Source organism: Pseudomonas sp. PH1b (genome assembly GCF_000633395.1).
Classification (GTDB): domain Bacteria; phylum Pseudomonadota; class Gammaproteobacteria; order Pseudomonadales; family Pseudomonadaceae; genus Aquipseudomonas.
Genome location: NZ_AYMU01000004.1, coordinates 290,608 through 310,641, shown reverse-complemented (window position 1 = coordinate 310,641; position 20,034 = coordinate 290,608). Strand labels below are relative to the sequence as shown.

The window sequence follows — 20,034 nt, the reverse complement described above, 5'->3', positions numbered from 1 at the left end:
GTTGCGAGGCTATCGATCCTCCTCAGCCCGCCGAAACGCCCCCCTGGGCTGCATGCGACCGCAGGTGCGACGCGGGCAAAGGGCTCGGCCTCCGGACGGACGCTGCCGCACACTGCGGCAACGGCTGACGGCGCGCCCTTGCCTTTCATCCAGGAACGCGCCGGGGGAATCAGGTCGCGTCGGCATGGCTGACCATGCCCTTGATCACCACGGCCGTGGTGGCCAGGGCCGCCGGAATCACCAGGGCCGTCAACACTTGCTCGAAGTTCCAGCCCAACCCCAACAGGGTGGCGCCCATCCAGGCCCCGAGAATGGCGCCGAAGCGACCAATGCCGAGCATCCAGGAGACTCCGGTGGCGCGACCCTGAGTCGGGTAGAAACGCGCCGCAAGGGAAGGCATCGCCGATTGCGCGCCGTTGACACACATGCCGGCGATCAGCACCAGGGTCGCCAGAAGGGTGATATTGCCCAGGCTCTGGCCGACGGCGTAGGCGAAGACCCCGGCCAGCAGGTAGAAACAGCCGATGACCTTGTGCGGATTGAAGCGGTCCATGGCCCAGCCCACGGCCACGGCGCTGAGCACCCCGCCAAACTGGAACAGGGCGCCGATAAACGCCGCTTGCTCCATGCTCGCGCCGCTGTCGCGCATCAGGGTCGGTAGCCAGCTGGTCAGCAGGTAGACGATCACCAGGCCCATGAAATAGGTGAGCCACAACAGCAAGGTGCCGACACTGTAGGTACCGGAGAAGATCACCGCGAACACGTTGCGCGCCTTCACGGTCTGCTGTTCCGGCACGCTGAAGCTGCCGGCCTCGCGGACTATGGCCGGGGCGATTGGCGCCAGGGCCTTGCGCACCTTGTCAGTGCCGCGATTGCGCACCACCAGGTAACGCGCCGACTCTGGCAGCCAGACCATCAGCACCACCACCAGGAGCAGCGGCAGGATGCCGCCGATCAGCAGCAGGCTGTGCCAGCCGAAGGTCGGGATCAGCTTGGCGGAAATGAAGCCGCCGCCGGCCATGCCCAGGTTGAAGCCACAGAACATGCTGGTGACCAGCAACGACTTGTGGCGCTCCGGGGTGTATTCCGAGAGCAGCGTGGTGGCGTTGGGCATGCCCGCCCCCAGGCCAAGGCCGGTGAGGAAACGCAGGACCAGCAACTGGTCGACATTGGTGCTGTAGGCCGAGGCCAGACTGAAGGCACCAAACAGCAGCACCGCCCCCACCAGCACTACTTTGCGTCCGAAACGGTCGGCCAGGGGCCCGGAGCCCAGGGCGCCGAAGACCATGCCGATCAAGGCGGCGCTCATTACCGGGCCGAGGCTGGCCCGGTCAATCCCCCAGTCCTGGGACAGTGCCGGGGCAATGAAGCCCATCGCGGCAGTGTCCAGGCCATCGAGGAAGACAATCAGGAAACACAGGATCACCACTCGCCACTGGTAAGGCGACAGGGGCTGGGCATTGATAAAGGACTGCACATCGAGGCAGTTCCCTACAGCGGATTGGGGTTGGTTCATGGTTGTTATTTCCACGCTAAAACGCAGGCGAGCACATGCCGCCAGGGCTGATCAGGTCACTTGGGAAAAGCGCTTGGAATCAGGCGATTCGAGCGGGACGGCAGGAACGGTCGCGGCAACGACGCAGGGAAAGCGTGCTCATGTGGGTTGGCCTCTTCTTTATTATTGGGCGGGCCATCGACTGCAGGCAGGTCATGCCTGCTTGCCGCCGATGACGCTGCCGCGACATTAATGAGCCAGGGGAAACAGCGTCAATTCACGAAAGGCGTATCTGTGCGTTTATCGAACAGCTTAGGCAAACAGCTGGGCGCTGAGGTCGCGGCTGGCACTGAGCAGGCCAGGCAAGAAACGCTGCTCAAGCTCGGCGCGGCTGACCCGTCCCGCATGGGTGCTGACGTTGAGCGCCGCCAGCACTTGGCCCGAGGCGTCGTACACCGGCACGGCAATGGAGCGCAGCCCCTGCTCCAGCTCTTGATCGACGATGCACCAGCCCTGCTGACGCACTTGCTGCAGGCATTCCAGCAACGCCTCCGGGGTATGCAGGGTACGGCTGGTCTTGGCCTGCAGATCGGCATGCTCGAGGTATTCGTGCAGCGAGGAATCATCCAGAGCCGCGAGCAGGATCCGTCCCATGGAGGTGCAATAGGCCGGCAACCGCCCGCCGACCGAGAGGTCGACGGAGATCAGCCGCTGGGTAGTGGCCGAACGGGCGATGTAGAGAATGTCGTCGCCTTCCAGGGTGGCCATGTTGCAGGCCTCATGCAGTTGCTCGCTCATGCGATCCAGGTAGGGCTGGGCAGACACCGCCAGGGGGGTCGAGGACAGGTAGGCGTGGCCCAGGGTCAGCACCTTGGGCAGCAGCGAGTAGGTACGCCCGTCGGTGGTGGCATATCCCAGCTTGATCAGGGTGTGCAGGCAACGGCGCACTGCTGCCCGAGGGATTTCCGTACGGTGGCTGATCTGGGCAATGGTCAGGTGCCGCTTGCGCTCCTGGAACGCCTGCACCACCGCCAGCCCCCGGGCCAGAGAGGTCATGAAATCCGGGTCACCGGTCAACGCCTGAATCCTCTTTGCCGCCGAAGCCACGATGGGCGGGGCCACTGAGGTAAAGGAATTACGCATCTGATCGTTCATTTCAGGCTCTCTGCGACGAAATTCTTCTGTATTACAAGCCGTATTGGAGAGACAGCACAAGCTGAGGCCTGCAACATTGGGCGATTATCGAACCGTCGACCGATAATCGCAATCTGCTGCCTGGCCTTCCTGAGCAACGAGCGGGTTCATTTATTACAAGAATCCACAGTAATAGTCCGCCCGCTGACACTGTTCTCGAGCGGTGTTCTTCAACCCGCCACTTGTATTAAGAAGGAAGTCGCCCCATATAGACTTCAACCAATGGACTAGCAAGACACCCCGCCTCCTGTAGGAAGTGATTAGAACTTGCGTGTCACGAAACGCTCACAATAAAGTTGGCTGTTTTAAACTTTTCGGCCATACAGTTATTTTTCGCCGAAGCTATACTGCTCGAGTGTGGAGTGCGGGACTCAATTCCGCTTCCAGCTCATCCAGATGACCTGAGGCTGTAATCGATCATCTGCCGCAAGCGCTTGACCGCAAACCAGATTGGGCCAACCCGCTTGCAACAAACAACGCTGTTGCTACGACAGGCGTTTTCATCCGGTGACGTGGCCGCATGCACTAAACGGCAGGCTTGAATGGATCGGAGTCGGCGCCATAACAGGCAACGGACCGATTGTTTAGAGTTGCCCACAGGCAATGCGTTGCATCGGAATGGACCTTTACTCAATTAGGTAACACTGTGACGAAAGACGAACTGCGCGCGGAACTTGAGCGCCAGGAGCAACGTTACAAGGAAGTTTACGGCGGCGAAATCACCCGTTATGCCGCCCAACCGGAGCCTGAGCGCAAACCTTGGCGCAAGCGCGCGAGCATTAGCGATCAGGCCTTTAGCCAAGAACTGCAAAAGATGGAAAAAGAGCTCAAGCCCGAACTGCCATGATGCTGTCGGCCTGACTCCTCCAGGGCTTGCCCGCTTGTCCGCGCGAATACCCCAGCGGCCAGGCAGACCATTGATGTTCGCTACCCCGAACCCATTACCGCCTTGCCCATCCGCAGCGAGGAAGGTGGCCGGCAGGCCCTTTCGTTGAAATTTCATACAGGCGTTTTAACCCTCGCGAACTGAGGGCCAACCCGCTGCCTAGCACGCTTTAGCCCAGCAAACTCAATGACTTGCCGCTGCTGGGGAGAATTGGCGAAAACTCTGCTCCCGGTCAGTTTTTTCGTTGAAGAATGTTACCGGCGAGCACCTTGTGCATTGATTAGCGGGGTTTTCTGGCATAATCGCGCCCCCTTATGACCGGGTCAGAAAACCTTCATGATCGATTTATTCAGCGGACTGGATGCTTGGGTGCTTGTGAGCCTCTTGCTCGCCCTGGCTTTTGTCCTCGCCTACGAGTTCATCAACGGCTTTCATGACACCGCCAATGCGGTTGCCACTGTCATCTACACCAAGGCCATGCCGCCGCACCTGGCCGTGTTCTTTTCCGGTGTGTTCAATTTCCTCGGCGTGCTGCTGGGCGGGGTTGGCGTGGCCTATGCCATCGTCCACCTGCTGCCGGTCGAGCTGCTGATCAACGTCAACACCGGCCACGGCCTGGCCATGGTCTTCTCGTTGCTGGCCGCGGCCATCACCTGGAACCTGGGCACCTGGTACTTCGGCATTCCCGCCTCCAGCTCCCACACCCTGATCGGCTCGATCCTCGGCGTCGGCCTGGCCAATGCCCTGCTCAGCGACATTCCCCTGAGCGATGGCGTGAACTGGCAGAAGGCAGTCGATATCGGTGCCTCCCTGGTGTTCTCGCCGATGGCGGGCTTCATTATTGCAGCGCTGGTATTGATCGGCCTGAAATGGTGGCGGCCGATCTCGAAGATGCACAAGACCCCGGAACAGCGCCGCAAGGTCGATGACAAGAAGCACCCACCGTTCTGGAACCGCCTGGTACTGGTGATCTCGGCCATGGCCGTGAGCTTCGTGCACGGTTCCAACGACGGCCAGAAAGGTATCGGCCTGATCATGCTGGTACTGATCGGTATCGTGCCTGCCCAGTTCGTGATGGACCTCAACAGCACCACCTACCAGATCGAGCGAACCCGCGACGCGACCCTGCACCTGAGCCAGTTCTACGAGCGCAACCACGAGTCCCTGGGCGAATTCCTGGCCCTGGGCAAAAGCGTGAAGGACGACCTGCCGGGCAAGTTCCGCTGCAACCCGCAGCAAACCGAACCGACCATCGCCGCTCTCCTGAGCAGCCTCAAGGGCGTTTCCGACTATCACTCGCTGTCGGCGGAAAGCCGTATCGAAGTACGTCGCTACCTGCTCTGCCTGGACGACACGGCGAAGAAGGTCGGCAAGCTGCCAAGCATCTCTGCCCGTGAAAAGGCCGACCTGGACAAGCTGCGCAAGGACCTGACCGCTACCACCGAATACGCACCGTTCTGGGTCATCCTGGCCGTCGCCCTGGCCCTCGGCCTGGGCACCATGATCGGCTGGAAACGCGTGGTACTGACCATCGGCGAGAAGATCGGCAAGCAGGGCATGACCTACGCCCAGGGCATGTCGGCACAGATCACCGCCGCCGGCCTGATCGGCCTGGCGAACATCTTCAGCCTGCCGGTCTCCACCACCCACGTGCTCTCCTCCGGCGTGGCCGGGACCATGGTCGCCAACAAGAGCGGCCTGCAAGGCGGCACAGTGCGCACCATCCTCCTGGCCTGGGTCCTGACCCTGCCGGCAACGGTGGCCCTGTCGGCCGGCCTGTTCTGGCTGGCGTCCAAGGCCCTGGGTACCTGATACCCCGTCCGCCAATAAAAAAGGTGCGCCCCACAGGACGCACCTTTTTTTATGCCTTGAACTTTCTGGCAGGCAAAAAAAAGGGCAACCGAAGTTGCCCAAAATGCCTTGCGTGCTCGTTGCCCTGGAAAGACTTAAGGCTTCTTGCGCTTATTCGCGTCTTTCCAGATGAAGAATCCAAACCCTGCGAAAAACAGAACCATGAGGCCGACAGTCAGCACTCCGGCGATCACCACATTGTCGAAAAACATGACTGGCCTCCTGCTCTTGCCCTGTTGCGATGGGGCTAAGTTAACCAAAGAGGCGGCGGGGAAAATTGACCGGGGTCAATGTCGCCCATGACTGGGCGCGAGGAAGGGGGAATAACTGACCTGCATCAACAGAAAGCGCCCAGTTCAGCGCTTTTTCGGTTTGTTTTTCGGCTTTTTCTTGGCTTTGCCCAAAGGCATGGCTTGTTCGAATGCCTGGCGCACTTCGTTCAGGCGCTTGTCGTTGAGGTCATGCACGCGCTTGGCACGCTCGGCGTTCAGGTCGATCAGCTTGTCGTCTTGATTCATGGCTTGCTTGCATCACTCGAAGTCAATATCGGCCGCACGGCTTGGAACCCAGGGCGGCCCTGGCGAATGTGCCAATAATGCGACGTGGCGCCGCACCTGACCAGTGATCAGACCGACGCTACGGCAATAAAGTCGCTGCCGGGAAGACTTTTTATCCGCACAATGGCCGCCCCACCCACAGGAAACCGCATGTGGAAACGCCCAAGCACCTGCCCCCGCTGCTGGCCCTGCGCGCCTTCGAGGCCGTGGCCCGGCACCTGAGTTTCAGCCTGGCGGCCCAGGAACTGTGCGTCTCCGGCCTGAGCGAAGAGCAGGTGTCCAAAGCCAGAGCGCGGTCAGCCATCAGGTGCAGAAACTCGAACAGCACCTGGGCCAGCCGTTGTTTGTCAGACGCACCCGAGCCAACGCCCTGCTGGAGTTCGAAAGCCTCGGCATTGCCGCCATAACCCAAAGGATCGGCATGCTGAGCGACAGGCTACGCCGGGAACTGCAGCGTTTGCCCGGCCTGCAACTACAGGGCCTGGGCAGTCCAGGGCAACAATCGGGCTTGATCGCCTTCACCCTCGAAGGCTGGGACGGGCAGGCACTGAAGGAAGAACTGGCGCGCCGGGGCATCAATATCGGCGCCAATGGTGTCAATGGTGTCAATTACACACCGCTGGACATGCAGGCCCGGAGCCTGGGCAGCGTCGCCCGGATTGCCTTGAGTTATTTCAATACACAAGAGGAAATCGAGTGCCTGTTGCAGGCCCTCGCGGAACTGGCGGGAAACACGCGCTCCTAGACCTCGACGTCCACCCACAGGCCCTGGCGCGGAGCGTCCTCGATCAACGGCACCACCGGCACGGTGTTGTCGGCGTTCAATTCGTCACCGGGCACTGCCAGATGCTCTTCGGGGTCGTCCTCGGCCTCGCGCTCGCGGCGCTGCTTCTGTTGCTGGCGGCGTTGCTCCTCGCGCAGCAGCAGGGCGGACTCCTCGGGGTCGCGCTTCTGCAGGTCGATGGTGCTTTCGTTGGAGCTTTCCTGCACCGGTACCACAGGCGGGATGTCCGGTCGCTGGCGGACCGGGTCCTGCTGGGCGGTGATCGGCACGGCACTCAAGGGGAGCATGGGTGGCAGCATATTATTGGTCTCCTGTCGGCAGGCTGTCGGCTGCGGCATGGGCGACTTGAGCCATCGGTCGCAAAACTGTGACCCAGTCGTCAGCCGATCGTGCCCTTGAACCTGACGAACGTCGCGGTACGCTACCTTTTCATCCAGGCGTTTTTATCAGAGTTCTTTGGACTAGAAGCGTCGTTCCGTTAAGATAGTCGGCTTTTTCAAAGCGGGAGTCAGGCAGCATGGCGCAGCAGTATCAACCGGGGCAACGCTGGATCAGTGACAGCGAAGCCGAGCTAGGTCTAGGCACCGTTCTGGCACAGGACGGCCGCTTGCTGACCGTGCTCTATCCGGCCACTGGCGACACTCGCCAGTATGCGCTACGGAATGCGCCCCTCACTCGCGTGAGGTTTTCTCCGGGTGACAGCATCACTCATTTCGAAGGTTGGAAAATGACCGTACAGGAAGTCGACGACATCGACGGCCTGCTGGTCTACCACGGCCTCAATGGGCAGAACGAAGCCGTTACCCTGCCGGAAACCCAACTGTCGAACTTCATCCAGTTCCGCCTGGCCAGCGACCGTCTGTTCGCCGGCCAGATCGACCCACTGGCCTGGTTCTCCCTGCGCTACCACACCCTGGAACACACCAGCCGCCAGCTGCAGTCCTCGCTCTGGGGCCTGGGCGGCGTACGCGCCCAGCCTATCGCCCACCAGTTGCACATTGCCCGTGAAGTCGCTGATCGCATCGCGCCACGGGTCCTGCTGGCGGACGAAGTAGGCCTGGGCAAGACCATCGAAGCCGGCCTGGTGATCCATCGCCAGCTGCTCTCGGGTCGCGCCAGCCGGGTGCTGATCCTGGTTCCGGAAAACCTCCAGCACCAGTGGCTGGTGGAAATGCGCCGGCGCTTCAACCTGCAAGTGGCGCTGTTCGATGAAGAACGCTTTATCGAAAGCGATGCCAGCAACCCGTTCGAAGACACCCAACTGGCCCTGGTGGCCCTGGAGTGGCTGGTGGACGACGAGAAGGCCCAGGACGCGCTGTTTGCCGCCGGCTGGGACCTGATGGTGGTCGACGAAGCCCACCACCTGGTGTGGCACGAAGACCAGGTCAGCCCGGAATATGCCCTGGTGGAACAGCTGGCCGAAACCATTCCCGGCGTACTGCTGCTGACCGCGACCCCGGAACAACTGGGTCAGGACAGCCACTTCGCCCGTCTGCGCCTGCTGGACCCGAACCGCTTCCACGACCTCGCGGCCTTCCGCGCCGAGAGCGACAACTACCGCCCGGTGGCTGAAGCCGTGCAGGAGCTGCTGGATAAAGGCCGCCTGTCCCCAGCAGCCCACAAGACCATCCACGGTTTCCTCGGCAACGAAGGCGAAGCCCTGCTAGCCGCGGTCAACGACGGCGACACTGAAGCCAGCGCACGCCTGGTGCGTGAACTGCTGGACCGCCACGGCACCGGCCGCGTGCTGTTTCGCAACACCCGCGCCGCGGTGCAGGGTTTCCCCGAGCGCAAGCTGCACGCCTACCCGCTGCCGTGCCCGGACGAGTACCTGGAGCTGCCCCTGGGCGAACACGCCGAGCTGTACCCGGAAGTCAGCTTCCAGGCGCTGCCCGAGGCCAGCGACGAAGATCAGCGCTGGTGGAAATTCGACCCACGGGTCGAGTGGCTGATCGACCAGTTGAAGATGCTCAAGCGCACCAAGGTGCTGGTGATCTGCGCCCACGCGGAAACCGCCATGGACCTGGAAGACGCCCTGCGCGTGCGCTCCGGGATCCCGGCCACGGTGTTCCACGAAGGCATGAACATCCTCGAGCGCGACCGCGCCGCGGCCTACTTCGCCGACGAGGAATTCGGCGCCCAGGTGCTGATCTGCTCGGAAATCGGCAGTGAAGGCCGCAACTTCCAGTTCGCCCACCACCTGGTGCTGTTCGACCTGCCGTCGCACCCGGACCTGCTGGAGCAGCGCATCGGCCGTCTCGACCGGATCGGCCAGAAGCACGTGATCGAGCTGCATGTGCCGTACCTGGAAACCAGCCCGCAAGAGCGGCTGTTCCAGTGGTACCACGAAGCGCTGAACGCCTTCCTCAACACCTGCCCCACCGGCAACGCCCTGCAGCACCAGTTCGGCCCACGCCTGCTGCCGCTGCTGGAAAACGCCGACGACGGCGAGTGGCAAGCCCTGATCGACGAAGCCCGCAGCGAACGCGAGCGCCTGGAAGCCGAGCTGCACACCGGCCGCGACCGCTTGCTGGAGCTCAACTCCGGGGGTGCCGGCGAAGGCGAAGCCCTGGTGGAAGCGATCCTCGAGCAGGACGACCAGTTCGCCCTGCCGATCTACATGGAAACCCTGTTCGACGCCTTCGGCATCGACAGCGAGGACCATTCGGAAAACGCCCTGATCCTCAAGCCCAGCGAGAAGATGCTCGACGCCAGCTTCCCCCTGGGCGACGACGAAGGCGTGACCATCACCTACGATCGCAACCAGGCGCTGTCTCGCGAAGACATGCAGTTCATCACCTGGGAGCACCCGATGGTGCAAGGCGGCATGGACCTGGTGCTGTCCGGTTCCATGGGCAACACCGCCGTGGCGCTGATCAAGAACAAGGCGCTCAAACCCGGCACCGTGCTCCTGGAGCTGCTGTACGTGAGTGAGGTGGTCGCCCCGCGCTCGCTGCAACTGGGCCGCTACCTGCCGCCGGCTGCCCTGCGCGGCCTGCTGGACGCCAATGGCAATGACCTGTCGGCACGGGTGGCCTTCGAAACCCTGAATGACCAACTCGAAAGCGTGCCCAAGGCCAGCGCCAACAAGTTCATCCAGGCCCAGCGCGACCAGTTGGCGCCGAAGATCAACGCCGGCGAAGCCAAGATCGCGCCACGTCATGCCGAGCGCGTGGCTGAAGCGCAACGCCGACTGGCGGCCGACACCGACGAAGAGCTGGCGCGCCTGAGCGCATTGCAGGCCGTCAACCCGACAGTCCGTGACAGCGAGCTGGTGGCCCTGCGTCAGCAACGGGAACAGGGTCTGGCGCTGCTGGAAAAAGCCGCCTTGCGCCTGGAAGCGATCCGGGTGCTGGTGGCGGGCTGATCGCCCGGCTTCAAGCGCTGAAAAAGGCCCGCATTGTGCGGGCCTTTTTTATTGCCTGGTGGTCCTTTTCAACAGGCGCTTGCGCTGCCCCTCGGCAGCCTCTCGAGGGCAATCGCTAGAGGCTCACGGCCGGGGTCAGGGGCGCCGTCGGGGCCAGCCCGTCCTTCATGCGCTGGGCGTCACGGACAAAACACCGGGCGGCCTGGAACAGGAACAGCAGGGTCATGAACAACGCCACCGGAATCAGGTACATGGCGTCATGCAGGCCCACGGCCTTGAACTCCTCGGTCATCACCTCGGCCCCCGCGGCATACATCGCCGAGTGGGCGAAATGGTCGGACAGCGCCCCCACCACCACCGGCCCCAGGCCGCCCCCCAGCAGATACAGGCCGGCAAAGAACAGGGCCATTGCCGTGGCTCGCAGGCGTGGTTCGACCACATCCTGCAGCGCGGTGTAGACACAGGTGTAGAAGTTGTAGGCAAACAGCCAGCCGATACTGAACACCGTGACAAACACGCCGATCTCGACCCGCCCGGCATGCAGGGCCCAGCCGGTGGCCAGGGTCGAGATGATCAGGCTGCACGCCGCAAACAGCAGGCGGCCGTTGGCCACGCGCTGGTGGATCTTGTCGGCGATCCAGCCTCCCAGGGTCAGGCCAATCAGCCCGGTCACCCCGACGATCACTCCCGTGGCCATCGCGGCTTCCTGCAGGGGCATGCGGAAGTAGCGCTGGAGCATCGGCACCAGGAACGAGTTGCAAGCATAGGTGGCGAAGTTGAAGGTCAGGCCGGCCAGGGTCAGCCAGAGAAAGGTCGGGATCGCCAGCACCCGGCGAATCGGCCGGTCCACCGGCACTTGGGCCACCTTCACCGCTTCAGCAGCGCCACGCTTGGGCTCCTTGATGAAGAACATGAACACCGCCAGCACCAGCCCTGGCACCGCAGCGATGAAGAACGGCGCGCGCCAGCTGTCAAAGGCCTTGACCATGGCACCGATGGTGAAGAATGCCAGCACCAGCCCCAAGGGCAGGCCCAGCATGAAGATGCCCATGGCCCGGGCCCGACGGTGGGCGGGAAACAGGTCGCCGATCAACGAATTGGCCGCTGGCGCGTAGCTGGCCTCGCCAATGCCGACGCCCATGCGCACCAGCAGAAAGCTCCAGAAGCTGCCGACCATGCCATTCACTGCAGTGAGCCCGCTCCACACCGCCAGGCCCCAGCCCATCAGCTTGCTGCGCGAGCCGGTGTCGGCCATGCGCCCCAGGGGCAAGCCGGCGATGGCGTAGACCAGGGTGAAGGCGGTGCCGATGATCCCCAGCTGGAAATCGCTCAGGTGCCATTCCATGCGGATCGGCTCAATGATGATGGCGGGAATGGTGCGATCGAAGAAGTTGAACAGGTTTGCCAAAAACAACAGGAACAGAATGCGCCAGGCATTTGCCGCTTGAGTCGAATTATCCATGGGTCGATCTCTTTTATTGTTATTCGGCCAGACGCGAGCGAGCCTGGAAGCTGCAATCTAGTCAGCCCCACCCTGGCTGTCTGTGATTATTCGCCAGCCTGATACCAAGCCATCGCAACCCGGTTCCACCAAGCGGCGTTCGCGCCCGTGCAACAGCCCGCGAAAAATCTGCCAAGACTCCCGGTACCCGGGGCTTTCCCAGTCTTTTCAAGGGCTTGGCACGGGCTGAAAAAATACCTCGCGCCCCCCCTTCCCAAGGCCGATGCGAAGCCTAGAATAGCCGCCTTGCCTGCCCCCCCCACATCCCTCCCTTCCCCCTTTGAATACGCCCATGTCCGAAGCCAGTCCGTGTCTGAATTGCGGTGCCTGCTGTTCATACTTTCGTGTGTCTTTTTTCTGGGGCGAATGCGCCTCTTCCGGCGGGACCGTCCCTGACGAACTGGTGCAGAGCATCAGTCCGAGCCGGGTGGCCATGCTCGGCACCGACTGTAAATCCCCACGCTGCATCGCCCTCGAGGGCGAAGTCGGCCAGGGCGTGAGCTGCTCGATCTATGAACAACGCTCCAGCCCATGCCGGGAGTTCGAGGCCTCCTGGGTCGACGGCCAGCACAACAGCGACTGCGATGCCGCCCGCGCCGCCTTCGGCCTGGCCCCTCTGGAGCCCGCAGACTGCGAACCCTGGTACGAGGAGAGCGCTTAGCACCATTGGCGATAGGGCCCATAAGCAAATCATTAGAGCCTGTTTGCCACCGCCCATTGCAGCCACCGGGTGCCTTCTATACTCCAAGCACTCGTTGGCGCGCGACCGCCGACATCCGATGACTCAGAGATGGGCATGCTATGGATTGGCTGGGTCTGCATTTCATTACCGAGCTCCCAGACAGCGGGCAGCTGGTTGTCCACTACACCCACAACCCGGTTCTGGTGCTGCTGGCCTACCTGGTGGCCTGCGCCGCCAGCTTCGCCACCCTGGATATGGCCGAGCGTGTCAGCCACGTCGAGCAGCCGGCCAGCCAGCGCCTGTGGCGCTGGGTCGGCGCCTGTTGCCTGGCCGGCGGCATCTGGAGCATGCATTTCATCGCCATGCTGGCCTTCGAAGCTCCCCTGGCAATCCACCACCAGCTGCCACTGACCCTGCTGTCCCTGCTGATCGCCCTGATCGCCGCCTGGCTGGCGATGAATACCCTGAGCCATGCCCGACTGCCGCTCTGGCGCTATGGCGTGGCCTCGGTGTGGATCGGCCTGGGCATCAGTTGCATGCACTACGTGGGCATGGCAGCCATGCACTCCCATGCCGAGGTGTACTACCAGCCGCTGCTCATGGGCCTGTCACTGCTGGTGGCGATCGCCTGTAGCCTGGCTGCGCTGCTACTGTCCCGGCACTTTCGCGATGGCAGCGGGATGTTCCACCAATTGCTCAAGTACGCCAGCAGCCTGGTGCTGGGGGCGGCCATCGTGCTGATGCACTTTACCGGCATCTGGGCCATGACCCTGGTGCTGCCCGCCGGCACCCTGCCCGTTCCCACGGCGCAGAGCGATCACCTGCAACTGGGCCTGACCCTCAGCGTGATTGCCCTGTTGATCATCGGCAGTGGCATCAGCGCAGCCCTGGCGGACAAGAAGCTGCAGCACAAGGAGCGCGACCTGCGCCGAGTCAATGCCCTGCTTTCGCAACTGGACCAGGCCCGGGTCTCGCTGCAGCAGGTGGCCCATTACGACGCCCTGACCAACCTGATCAACCGTCGTGGCTTCAATCAGTTGTTCGCGGAAAAACTGCTGGAGAAAACCACCTTCGGCGGCAGCCTGGCGGTGATGTTCCTCGACATCGACCATTTCAAGCGGATCAACGACAGCCTCGGCCACGATGCCGGCGACGAACTGCTCAAGGTCATTGCCGGGCATATCAAGAACTCCACCCGCAGCCACGAAGACGTGGTGGCACGGCTGGGCGGCGATGAGTTCTGCATCCTCATCAACCTCCACGACCGCGATGAAGCCCGGCACTTGGCCGAGCGCATCATGCAAAAGATGAAGGAGCCGATCGAGTTGGGGGGGCGGCGCATGGTGATGACCACCAGCATCGGCATCAGCGTCTTCCCCGATGATGGCAAGACCTGTGAAGAGCTGTTGAAGAACGCCGACCTGGCGCTCTACCAATCCAAGGATGCCGGGCGCAACAACCTGCATTTCTTCAGTTCCAGCCTCAAGACCCGGGCCACCCTGGAGCTGCAGCTGGAAGAAGAACTGCGCAATGCCCTGCGCGATGACCAGGGGTTGCTGCTGCACTACCAGCCGATCTACGACCTCAAGCGCGCCAGAGTCACCAAGCTTGAAGCCCTGGTCCGCTGGCAGCATCCGCAACACGGGCTGCTGACCCCGGATCGCTTCATCAGCATTGCCGAAGCCAATGGGCTGATCGCCGAACTGGACAACTGGGTGCTGCGCAAGGCCTGCGCCGACCTGGCCTACCTGTCGCGCAATGGCAATGGCGAGTTGAAGATCGCGGTCAATTGCTCGGCCTTGAACCTGACCCGCGAAGCACTGGCCGAAGAGATCGAAAGCGCCCTGACCACGGCTAAGGTCGCCCCGCAACAACTGGAGCTGGAGGTCACGGAAAATGCCCTGATGGGCAATATCGCCAGCACCCTGGCGCTGCTCAAGCAGATCCGCGGCCTGGGCGTGTCATTGTCGATCGACGACTTCGGCACCGGCTATTCATCCCTGGCCTACCTCAAGCGCCTGCCGCTGAACACCCTGAAGATCGATCGCTCGTTCATCCAGGACATCCCCAAGTCAACCCAGGACATGGAGATCGTCCAGGCGATCATCGTCATGGCCCACACCCTGCACCTGCAGGTGGTGACCGAAGGAGTCGAGACCCTGGAACAGCAGCAGTTTCTCGAGCACTATGGCTGCGACTACCTGCAGGGCTACCTGCTCAGCCGCCCGGTACCGCTGCAGGAAGTGTGCGGGGTGCTGGACGAACTCGACCGGCGCCACACCTCGGCGGCGCTCAATCCTCGGACGCCGGCTCCCGATAGAGGCGAACCAGGGTCGCTGGATCTTGCTCCAGATAGCCTTGCCCACCATGCAGACGCATCAACTGTGCAGCTAACCCGCTGATCGGCGTTGCCGAACCCTGCTCCCGAGAAAACTTCACCGCGCCATCCAGGTCCTTGAGCAAAGTCCGCACGTGCCACTTCACCGGTTCGAACTGGCTTTGAGCCATTTGCGGAGCCAGGATCTGCAGCGGCTTGGAGTCGGCAAAGCCGCCGGCCAGAGCCTCGGCGATCAGCCTGGCATCCACCCCCGAGCGCTCGGCCAGGGCCACCACTTCCGCGATCACCAGGGCATTGCAGGCGACGATCATCTGGTTGCAGGCCTTGGTCACCTGCCCGGCGCCCACCGCCCCCATGTGCGTGACCCGCTGCCCCAGGGCCAGCAGCACCGGGCGAACCCGCTCGATGTCCGCGGCTTCTCCACCGGCCATGATCGCCAGGCTGCCGGCCTCGGCGCCCGGAGTCCCTCCGGAAACCGGAGCGTCGACCCAGGCCATGCCGGTTTCGCGGGCCAGGTCGGCGGCCATCTCCCGGGTGGCCGTGGGTTCCAGGCTGGACAGGTCCAGCAGCAACTGCCCGCCCCGGGCGCCCTGGGCGATACCCTCGACGCCAAACACCACCTCGCGCACCACCTCGGTATTGGCCAGGCACAGCAGCACCAGGTCGGCCTGTTCGCAGAGCTGCGCCGGTGTGGCGACTTGTCGCGCCCCGGCGGCCACCAGGGGCGCGCATTTATCCGGGTTGCGGTTCCACACCGTCAGCGGATAGCCCGCCGCCAGCAGGCGCCGGCACATCGGCAGTCCCATCAGGCCGATTCCGGCAAAGCCGAGTGAAGGTAACGCTGACATCATATTGCCCTCATTTGATTAAAGATCATCGAATACTGGCCGATTCATCATGATTCAGGAAAGGATTCCCCCGAGCGACGCTCAGGCAAAGACCCTGAGGCCCTGGGCATAATTCGCGCTCTACACAGCGGCGAGGTCCCATTCCGTGATGGTTCGCAGGCACCTTGTCCGCGAGCCAACCTGACCAGGCATATGGCGCACAATGACTTCTAAAAACAATCCTGCCAACGCAGTCTCCGAGATGACGCTGACCTCCCCGATCCCAAGCCCCTCGGAAACGAAGCCATTGTCCAGTTCACGCCCCCTGTCGACCCAGCAGTACCTGTACTTCACCGAAACCAACACCGACCGCATCCTCGACAACCTCGACGGCCTGCGTGACACGGTATTCCCGCGCCCGGTGCACCTGGAAGGCGAGCCGGAAAACCGTCGTGACCAGGAATTCCCATCGGTGTGCCTGATCGGTCTTGGCCGCTGCGGCTCCAACATCGCCCTGGATGTAGCGGAGCTGGTGTACAACGCCCGCAAGTTCTACCTCAACGAATTCAACACCGAAGACAAATCCTACGAAAGCGCTGGCTACAGCCCCGGCCAGTGGATCCGCCAGAACCTGCGCCTGGGCCAGAACAAGGCCAGCAAGCCGGTATTCCTGGTGGAACCGTTGGTGATGCTGGGCGACCTGGACAAGGACATCGCCGGGCGCATCCGCTTCTCGCGCAAGGGCGAGAAAAGCGGCTTCATCCGCGACTACAGCAAGATGAAGATCATGGACCTTTCGGAAGTCCACGCCGGTGGCGCCGGTAACGCGCCGATCCTCGGCCAGTACCTGGCCAAGATCATCCTCAACAAGGACACCCAGCGTTTCTCCAGCCCCGACTGGAAGATGATCCACTCCTACCTGATCGATTCCTGCGGGATCAAGGCCAACCAGTCGCGCCTGTACTTCTCGATCTTCAGCGCCGGTGGCGGTACCGGTTCGGGCATGGCCTCGGAGTTCGGCCTGGCCCAGCAGTACTCGTACATGAACAAGACCTTCGACACCAAGCCGATGGACGAGCACGACGGCAAGAGCGGGCATTCCTTCGTCTTCGAGCCGATCTTCACCAGCGGCATCTGCGTACTGCCGAACATCTCCGACCACCGCAGCGAAATGTCCGAGGCGCTGCACATCAACGCCGGCCGCCTGCTGTGCAAATACCTCTCGGAAGAGTGGGACTTCTCCTACAACTTCGATAACGAAGACAGCAGCGAAGCCAGCGTCATGGGCCGTATTCGCCCCTGGAACGCGATGATGCTGATCTCCAACGACATCATGCGCTACGCCGAAGAAAGCGATGACGGCAACATCCAGAACATCGACGTCAACGCCATGGAGAAGCACGCCAACCAGTACATCTCCCAGCAGATCTTCAACATCCTCACCGCCCAGGCAGTGACCACCGACTACGATCAGAACTACTTCCGGCGTGCCGGCATCGACATCGGCGAAACCATCCGCCTGGATGCCAACGACCTGTTCATGAGCCTGGCCGGCCCGGTGGCGATCGCCTATGCCGAATCCGTGGTGCCGGAACAGCCGGTGCCTACCGGCGACAAGTTCAAGGTGTTCGAGAAAGAGCCCCAGCGCCTGAACATCGACGACCTGTTCTTCCGCTCCATCGACCTGCCGCACTTCAACAAGGTGACCCAGGCGATCGAGGGCATCAGCCTGCTACCGATCGAGTCCAAGCGCTATCGCGCGGCCCTGGAGCAGTACAAGGCCTCGGGTTATGACGCAGCGGCGCTGCACGACCTGCACTTCTTCAAGAACTGCTCGTCGGTGGTGTCGATCGTGTCCCTGCCCAAGGACTACAAGCTCTCCTACATGGACCTGAACCGGCTCAAGACCCACCTCAACAGCCTGTTCCCCAACACCACCCTCAAGCGCTATGCGTTGGTGATCGGCGCCTCGGCCAACCTCTCGCTGACCACCCTGATCGCCAAGAGCCCGTGCCTGTCGGATGACTTCCTGACCCTGATCGTGGCCTTCATCAAGCGTTGCTTTGCGCGCAATCCGTACCGCTTCGACGACACCCTGGACAACTCGGTGCTCGACTTCATCGTCAGCGACCAGTTCGACGAAGACCGCATCGACGATCTGCTCAACGAGTTCGAGAACCCGGCGAAGATCCTCGACACCAACTGGTATGCGATCAAGCCGATGTACGAGAAGAAGTACCGCGAGCTGATCAACGACAAGGACAAGTTCGTCTCGATCAACGACATCCGCCTGTCCCGCGATTGCGTGAAGAAGGCCATCAAGTACCTGCGGGAGATCTACCGTCACCGCATCGGCAAGACCCGGGTCATCTCCCTCAACAACCACACCGGCAAGACCGCCTATTAAGAAGAACTTCGCCGGCGAGCCGGCTCCTACGCAGCAAGGAGTTTCCCTGTGCCGTTGTAGGAGCCGGCTTGCCGGCGAATAGGCGTTTTTCTCACATCGCGAAACAATTAAGCAGCTCGTCGGCTGCACTTGAAACTGTTCCCCTTCCGTGAACGTCACCTTGCCGGAAAAACCCTGTGGGGCGTTTCTCTACGGCAAGATGCCATCATGCTGTTCACGGTTACTCGGCTACACACTTTTGTCCGACAAAAACCTGCACATTAGTGGTGCACGCCTTCAGCTCGACGCCCTCTCCTGGAACAGGATCCAGGGCGAAACCACCACCGCCCACAGCTGCGGATCACGCTCGAACAGGTCGGACGCCCGCGGCGCAGACAGTTTTTCAACCTTCCCTTCGGCCAGCCAGGCCGCCACTTTCTCGGCCTCGTTTTGCGCCACGGCCTGGGCCGCATCGATCAGATCCAGCTCGGCGTCGACCCACAATAGGGCACCCCTGGCAAAGAACGGCTCCAGTTCCTTCCAACTGATAGATGCGGTTTCACCAAGCAGCTTGGCATAGAGGGTGCTAGGTTCTTGAGTCATGGGACTGTCCAGAAAAGAAATCGGCGCAATCATAACGTCGGTGGTCTGGCAGAAAAACCCAGTAGCAAATGCAGCACCGATCGAGAAGCTCAGAAGCGTCAGGGAATGACATCGAACCGGGCGCAAGGCACGCCGCAAATCTGTCTTTTTCTTTCAATTAAGCGACACCCCGCGTTTTTGCCCCCAGCAGCCAGCTTTTCAAGCGAACAACCGGCGCTCTACACTGTACCGGTACAGTTGCCAGGGGCATTTCCGACGGATATCCAAGAGTTATCTGATTCGGTTCTGCGCCCAAGGCCGCCGGAACTATAAAAATTACAACAGTAAGAGTGGAGCACTATGAATAAGGCTACTAAGCAGATTTCCAAACTGTTTGCCGCTATGGTCCTGGCCGGTGTTGCCAGCCATTCGTTCGCAGCTGACACCATCAAGATCGGTATCGCCGGCCCCAAGACCGGCCCGGTAGCCCAATACGGCGACATGCAGTTCAGTGGCGCAAAAATGGCCATCGAGCAGATCAACGCCAAGGGCGGCGTCAACGGCAAGAAGCTCGAAGCCGTTGAATACGATGACGCCTGCGATCCCAAGCAAGCCGTGGCAGTGGCCAACAAAGTGGTCAACGACGGTGTCAAGTTCGTGGTCGGCCACCTGTGCTCCAGCTCCACTCAACCCGCTTCCGACATCTACGAAGACGAAGGCGTGATCATGATCACCCCGGCCGCCACCAGCCCGGACATCACCGCCCGTGGCTACAAGATGGTGTTCCGCACCATCGGCCTGGACAGCGCCCAGGGCCCTGCCGCCGGTAACTACATCGCCGACCACGTGAAGCCAAAAGTGGTGGCCGTGCTCCACGACAAGCAGCAGTACGGTGAAGGCATCGCCACCGCCGTGAAACAGACCCTGGAGAAGAAAGGCACCAAGGTTGCCGTGTTCGAAGGCATCAACGCCGGCGACAAGGACTTCTCCTCGCTGATCGCCAAGCTCAAGCAAGCCAACGTCGACTTCGTCTACTACGGCGGCTACCACCCGGAGCTGGGCCTGATCCTGCGCCAATCCCAGGAAAAAGGCCTGAAGGCCAAGTTCATGGGGCCGGAAGGCGTGGGTAACGACTCCATTTCGCAGATCGCCAAGGACGCTTCCGAAGGCCTGCTGGTGACCCTGCCGAAATCCTTCGACCAGGACCCGGCCAACGTCGCCCTGGCTGATGCGTTCAAGGCCAAGAAAGAAGACCCGAGCGGTCCGTTCGTATTCCCGTCCTACTCCGCCGTTGAAGTCATCGCCGGCGCCATCACCAACGCCAAGAGCGAAGACGCCGCCAAGGTGGCAGAAGCCATCCACACCGGCACCTTCAAGACCCCCACCGGCGACCTGAGCTTCGACGCCAAGGGCGACTTGAAAGACTTCAAGTTCGTGGTCTACGAGTGGCACTTCGGTAAGCCTAAAACCGAAGTTTCTCCTCAGTAAGGCGCGCCCTGACTGACTGCCAATAAAGCCCACGGCTCGCCGTGGGCTTTGTTTTACGAATGTATGGGCCGTGCTTCCGTGATCCGGAAGCCTCCC

The 20,034-nt window shown here is 61.8% G+C and carries 15 protein-coding genes and 1 pseudogene; 8 read left to right on the top strand and 8 right to left on the bottom strand.

Features of this window, described 5'->3' with window-relative positions; all coding sequences use genetic code 11:
• Positions 1-169 precede the first annotated feature (169 nt).
• Complete coding sequence (locus U873_RS0108240) at positions 170-1,516, bottom strand: MFS transporter (protein ID WP_025127790.1); 1,347 nt, start codon at positions 1,514-1,516, stop codon at positions 170-172.
• 291 nt (positions 1,517-1,807) lie between these two features.
• A complete protein-coding gene (gene pcaR / locus U873_RS0108235; RefSeq protein ID WP_016962563.1) occupies positions 1,808-2,650 on the bottom strand; it encodes a pca regulon transcriptional regulator PcaR in 843 nt (280 codons plus the stop codon).
• Positions 2,651-3,335: 685 nt separating this feature from the next.
• On the opposite strand from pcaR, the gene U873_RS0108230 reads away from it, so the two are divergent.
• Positions 3,336-3,536 (top strand): hypothetical protein, encoded by a 201-nt coding sequence (locus tag U873_RS0108230; protein WP_025127789.1) that lies wholly within the window; start codon positions 3,336-3,338, stop codon positions 3,534-3,536.
• 375 nt (positions 3,537-3,911) lie between these two features.
• Positions 3,912-5,387: an inorganic phosphate transporter gene (locus U873_RS0108225; RefSeq protein ID WP_025127788.1), complete on the top strand. Its 1,476-nt coding sequence runs from the start codon at positions 3,912-3,914 to the stop codon at positions 5,385-5,387.
• A gap of 134 nt (positions 5,388-5,521) precedes the next feature.
• Here the strand turns inward: U873_RS0108225 and ccoM are convergent, their stop codons facing one another.
• Both ccoM and U873_RS36910 read right to left on the bottom strand, forming a co-directional pair.
• On the bottom strand, positions 5,522-5,638 hold the full coding sequence (ccoM, locus tag U873_RS37395; RefSeq protein ID WP_015634423.1) for a cytochrome c oxidase subunit CcoM: 117 nt from the start codon (positions 5,636-5,638) through the stop codon (positions 5,522-5,524).
• 144 nt (positions 5,639-5,782) lie between these two features.
• The gene (locus U873_RS36910) at positions 5,783-5,944 is read right to left on the bottom strand and encodes a hypothetical protein (RefSeq protein WP_177330251.1); all 162 of its coding nucleotides are present in this window, start codon (positions 5,942-5,944) and stop codon (positions 5,783-5,785) included.
• Positions 5,945-6,135: 191 nt separating this feature from the next.
• Between U873_RS36910 and U873_RS37505 the strand changes: the two are divergent.
• Positions 6,136-6,728 (top strand): annotated as a pseudogene (locus U873_RS37505) (aminotransferase class V-fold PLP-dependent enzyme).
• Here the strand turns inward: U873_RS37505 and U873_RS0108205 are convergent.
• On the bottom strand, positions 6,725-7,066 hold the full coding sequence (locus U873_RS0108205; RefSeq protein WP_025127786.1) for a hypothetical protein: 342 nt from the start codon (positions 7,064-7,066) through the stop codon (positions 6,725-6,727). The pseudogene U873_RS37505 and the gene U873_RS0108205 sit on opposite strands and share 4 nt — an antisense overlap.
• Positions 7,067-7,284: 218 nt before the next feature.
• Here U873_RS0108205 and rapA point away from each other — a divergent pair, with 218 nt between their 5' ends.
• Positions 7,285-10,134 (top strand): RNA polymerase-associated protein RapA, encoded by a 2,850-nt coding sequence (gene rapA, locus U873_RS0108200; protein ID WP_025127785.1) that lies wholly within the window; start codon positions 7,285-7,287, stop codon positions 10,132-10,134.
• Between the two features lie 115 nt (positions 10,135-10,249).
• On the opposite strand, the gene U873_RS0108195 is transcribed toward rapA, so the two are convergent.
• The gene (locus U873_RS0108195) at positions 10,250-11,596 is read right to left on the bottom strand and encodes an MFS transporter (protein ID WP_025127784.1); all 1,347 of its coding nucleotides are present in this window, start codon (positions 11,594-11,596) and stop codon (positions 10,250-10,252) included.
• Between the two features lie 331 nt (positions 11,597-11,927).
• Between U873_RS0108195 and U873_RS0108190 the strand changes: the two genes are divergently transcribed.
• Positions 11,928-12,296, top strand: coding sequence for a YkgJ family cysteine cluster protein (locus tag U873_RS0108190; protein ID WP_025127783.1), 369 nt, complete (start codon positions 11,928-11,930; stop codon positions 12,294-12,296).
• Positions 12,297-12,436: 140 nt separating this feature from the next.
• Positions 12,437-14,719 carry a bifunctional diguanylate cyclase/phosphodiesterase gene (locus U873_RS0108185; RefSeq protein ID WP_025127782.1) on the top strand — a complete coding sequence of 761 codons (2,283 nt, stop codon included), beginning with the start codon at positions 12,437-12,439 and terminating at the stop codon, positions 14,717-14,719.
• Here U873_RS0108185 and U873_RS0108180 read toward each other — a convergent pair.
• Entirely contained in the window at positions 14,610-15,506 is an 897-nt protein-coding gene (locus tag U873_RS0108180) for an NAD(P)-dependent oxidoreductase (protein ID WP_043274495.1), read from the bottom strand. The genes U873_RS0108185 and U873_RS0108180 overlap by 110 nt on opposite strands.
• Before the next feature lie 199 nt (positions 15,507-15,705).
• On the opposite strand from U873_RS0108180, the gene U873_RS0108175 reads away from it, so the two are divergent.
• Positions 15,706-17,889 (top strand): hypothetical protein, encoded by a 2,184-nt coding sequence (locus U873_RS0108175; protein WP_025127780.1) that lies wholly within the window; start codon positions 15,706-15,708, stop codon positions 17,887-17,889.
• A 276-nt stretch (positions 17,890-18,165) separates the two neighbouring features.
• Here U873_RS0108175 and U873_RS0108170 read toward each other — a convergent pair whose 3' ends face one another.
• Positions 18,166-18,471 (bottom strand): DUF2288 domain-containing protein, encoded by a 306-nt coding sequence (locus tag U873_RS0108170; RefSeq protein ID WP_025127779.1) that lies wholly within the window; start codon positions 18,469-18,471, stop codon positions 18,166-18,168.
• A gap of 339 nt (positions 18,472-18,810) precedes the next feature.
• Here U873_RS0108170 and U873_RS0108165 point away from each other — a divergent pair, with 339 nt between their 5' ends.
• Positions 18,811-19,938 (top strand): branched-chain amino acid ABC transporter substrate-binding protein, encoded by a 1,128-nt coding sequence (locus U873_RS0108165; protein ID WP_025127778.1) that lies wholly within the window; start codon positions 18,811-18,813, stop codon positions 19,936-19,938.
• Positions 19,939-20,034: the final 96 nt, after the last annotated feature.

Excerpts from the sequence above, each read along its gene's own strand:
- U873_RS0108240 (WP_025127790.1), bottom strand. The coding sequence starts at position 1,516 with ATGAACCAACCCCAATCCGCTGTAGGGAACTGCCTCGATGTGCAGTCC.
- pcaR (WP_016962563.1), bottom strand. The coding sequence starts at position 2,650 with ATGAACGATCAGATGCGTAATTCCTTTACCTCAGTGGCCCCGCCCATC.
- U873_RS0108225 (WP_025127788.1), top strand. The coding sequence starts at position 3,912 with ATGATCGATTTATTCAGCGGACTGGATGCTTGGGTGCTTGTGAGCCTC.
- ccoM (WP_015634423.1), bottom strand. The coding sequence starts at position 5,638 with ATGTTTTTCGACAATGTGGTGATCGCCGGAGTGCTGACTGTCGGCCTC.
- U873_RS36910 (WP_177330251.1), bottom strand. The coding sequence starts at position 5,944 with ATGAATCAAGACGACAAGCTGATCGACCTGAACGCCGAGCGTGCCAAG.
- U873_RS0108205 (WP_025127786.1), bottom strand. The coding sequence starts at position 7,066 with ATGCTGCCACCCATGCTCCCCTTGAGTGCCGTGCCGATCACCGCCCAG.
- rapA (WP_025127785.1), top strand. The coding sequence starts at position 7,285 with ATGGCGCAGCAGTATCAACCGGGGCAACGCTGGATCAGTGACAGCGAA.
- U873_RS0108195 (WP_025127784.1), bottom strand. The coding sequence starts at position 11,596 with ATGGATAATTCGACTCAAGCGGCAAATGCCTGGCGCATTCTGTTCCTG.
- U873_RS0108190 (WP_025127783.1), top strand. The coding sequence starts at position 11,928 with ATGTCCGAAGCCAGTCCGTGTCTGAATTGCGGTGCCTGCTGTTCATAC.
- U873_RS0108185 (WP_025127782.1), top strand. The coding sequence starts at position 12,437 with ATGGATTGGCTGGGTCTGCATTTCATTACCGAGCTCCCAGACAGCGGG.
- U873_RS0108180 (WP_043274495.1), bottom strand. The coding sequence starts at position 15,506 with ATGATGTCAGCGTTACCTTCACTCGGCTTTGCCGGAATCGGCCTGATG.
- U873_RS0108175 (WP_025127780.1), top strand. The coding sequence starts at position 15,706 with ATGACTTCTAAAAACAATCCTGCCAACGCAGTCTCCGAGATGACGCTG.
- U873_RS0108170 (WP_025127779.1), bottom strand. The coding sequence starts at position 18,471 with ATGACTCAAGAACCTAGCACCCTCTATGCCAAGCTGCTTGGTGAAACC.
- U873_RS0108165 (WP_025127778.1), top strand. The coding sequence starts at position 18,811 with ATGAATAAGGCTACTAAGCAGATTTCCAAACTGTTTGCCGCTATGGTC.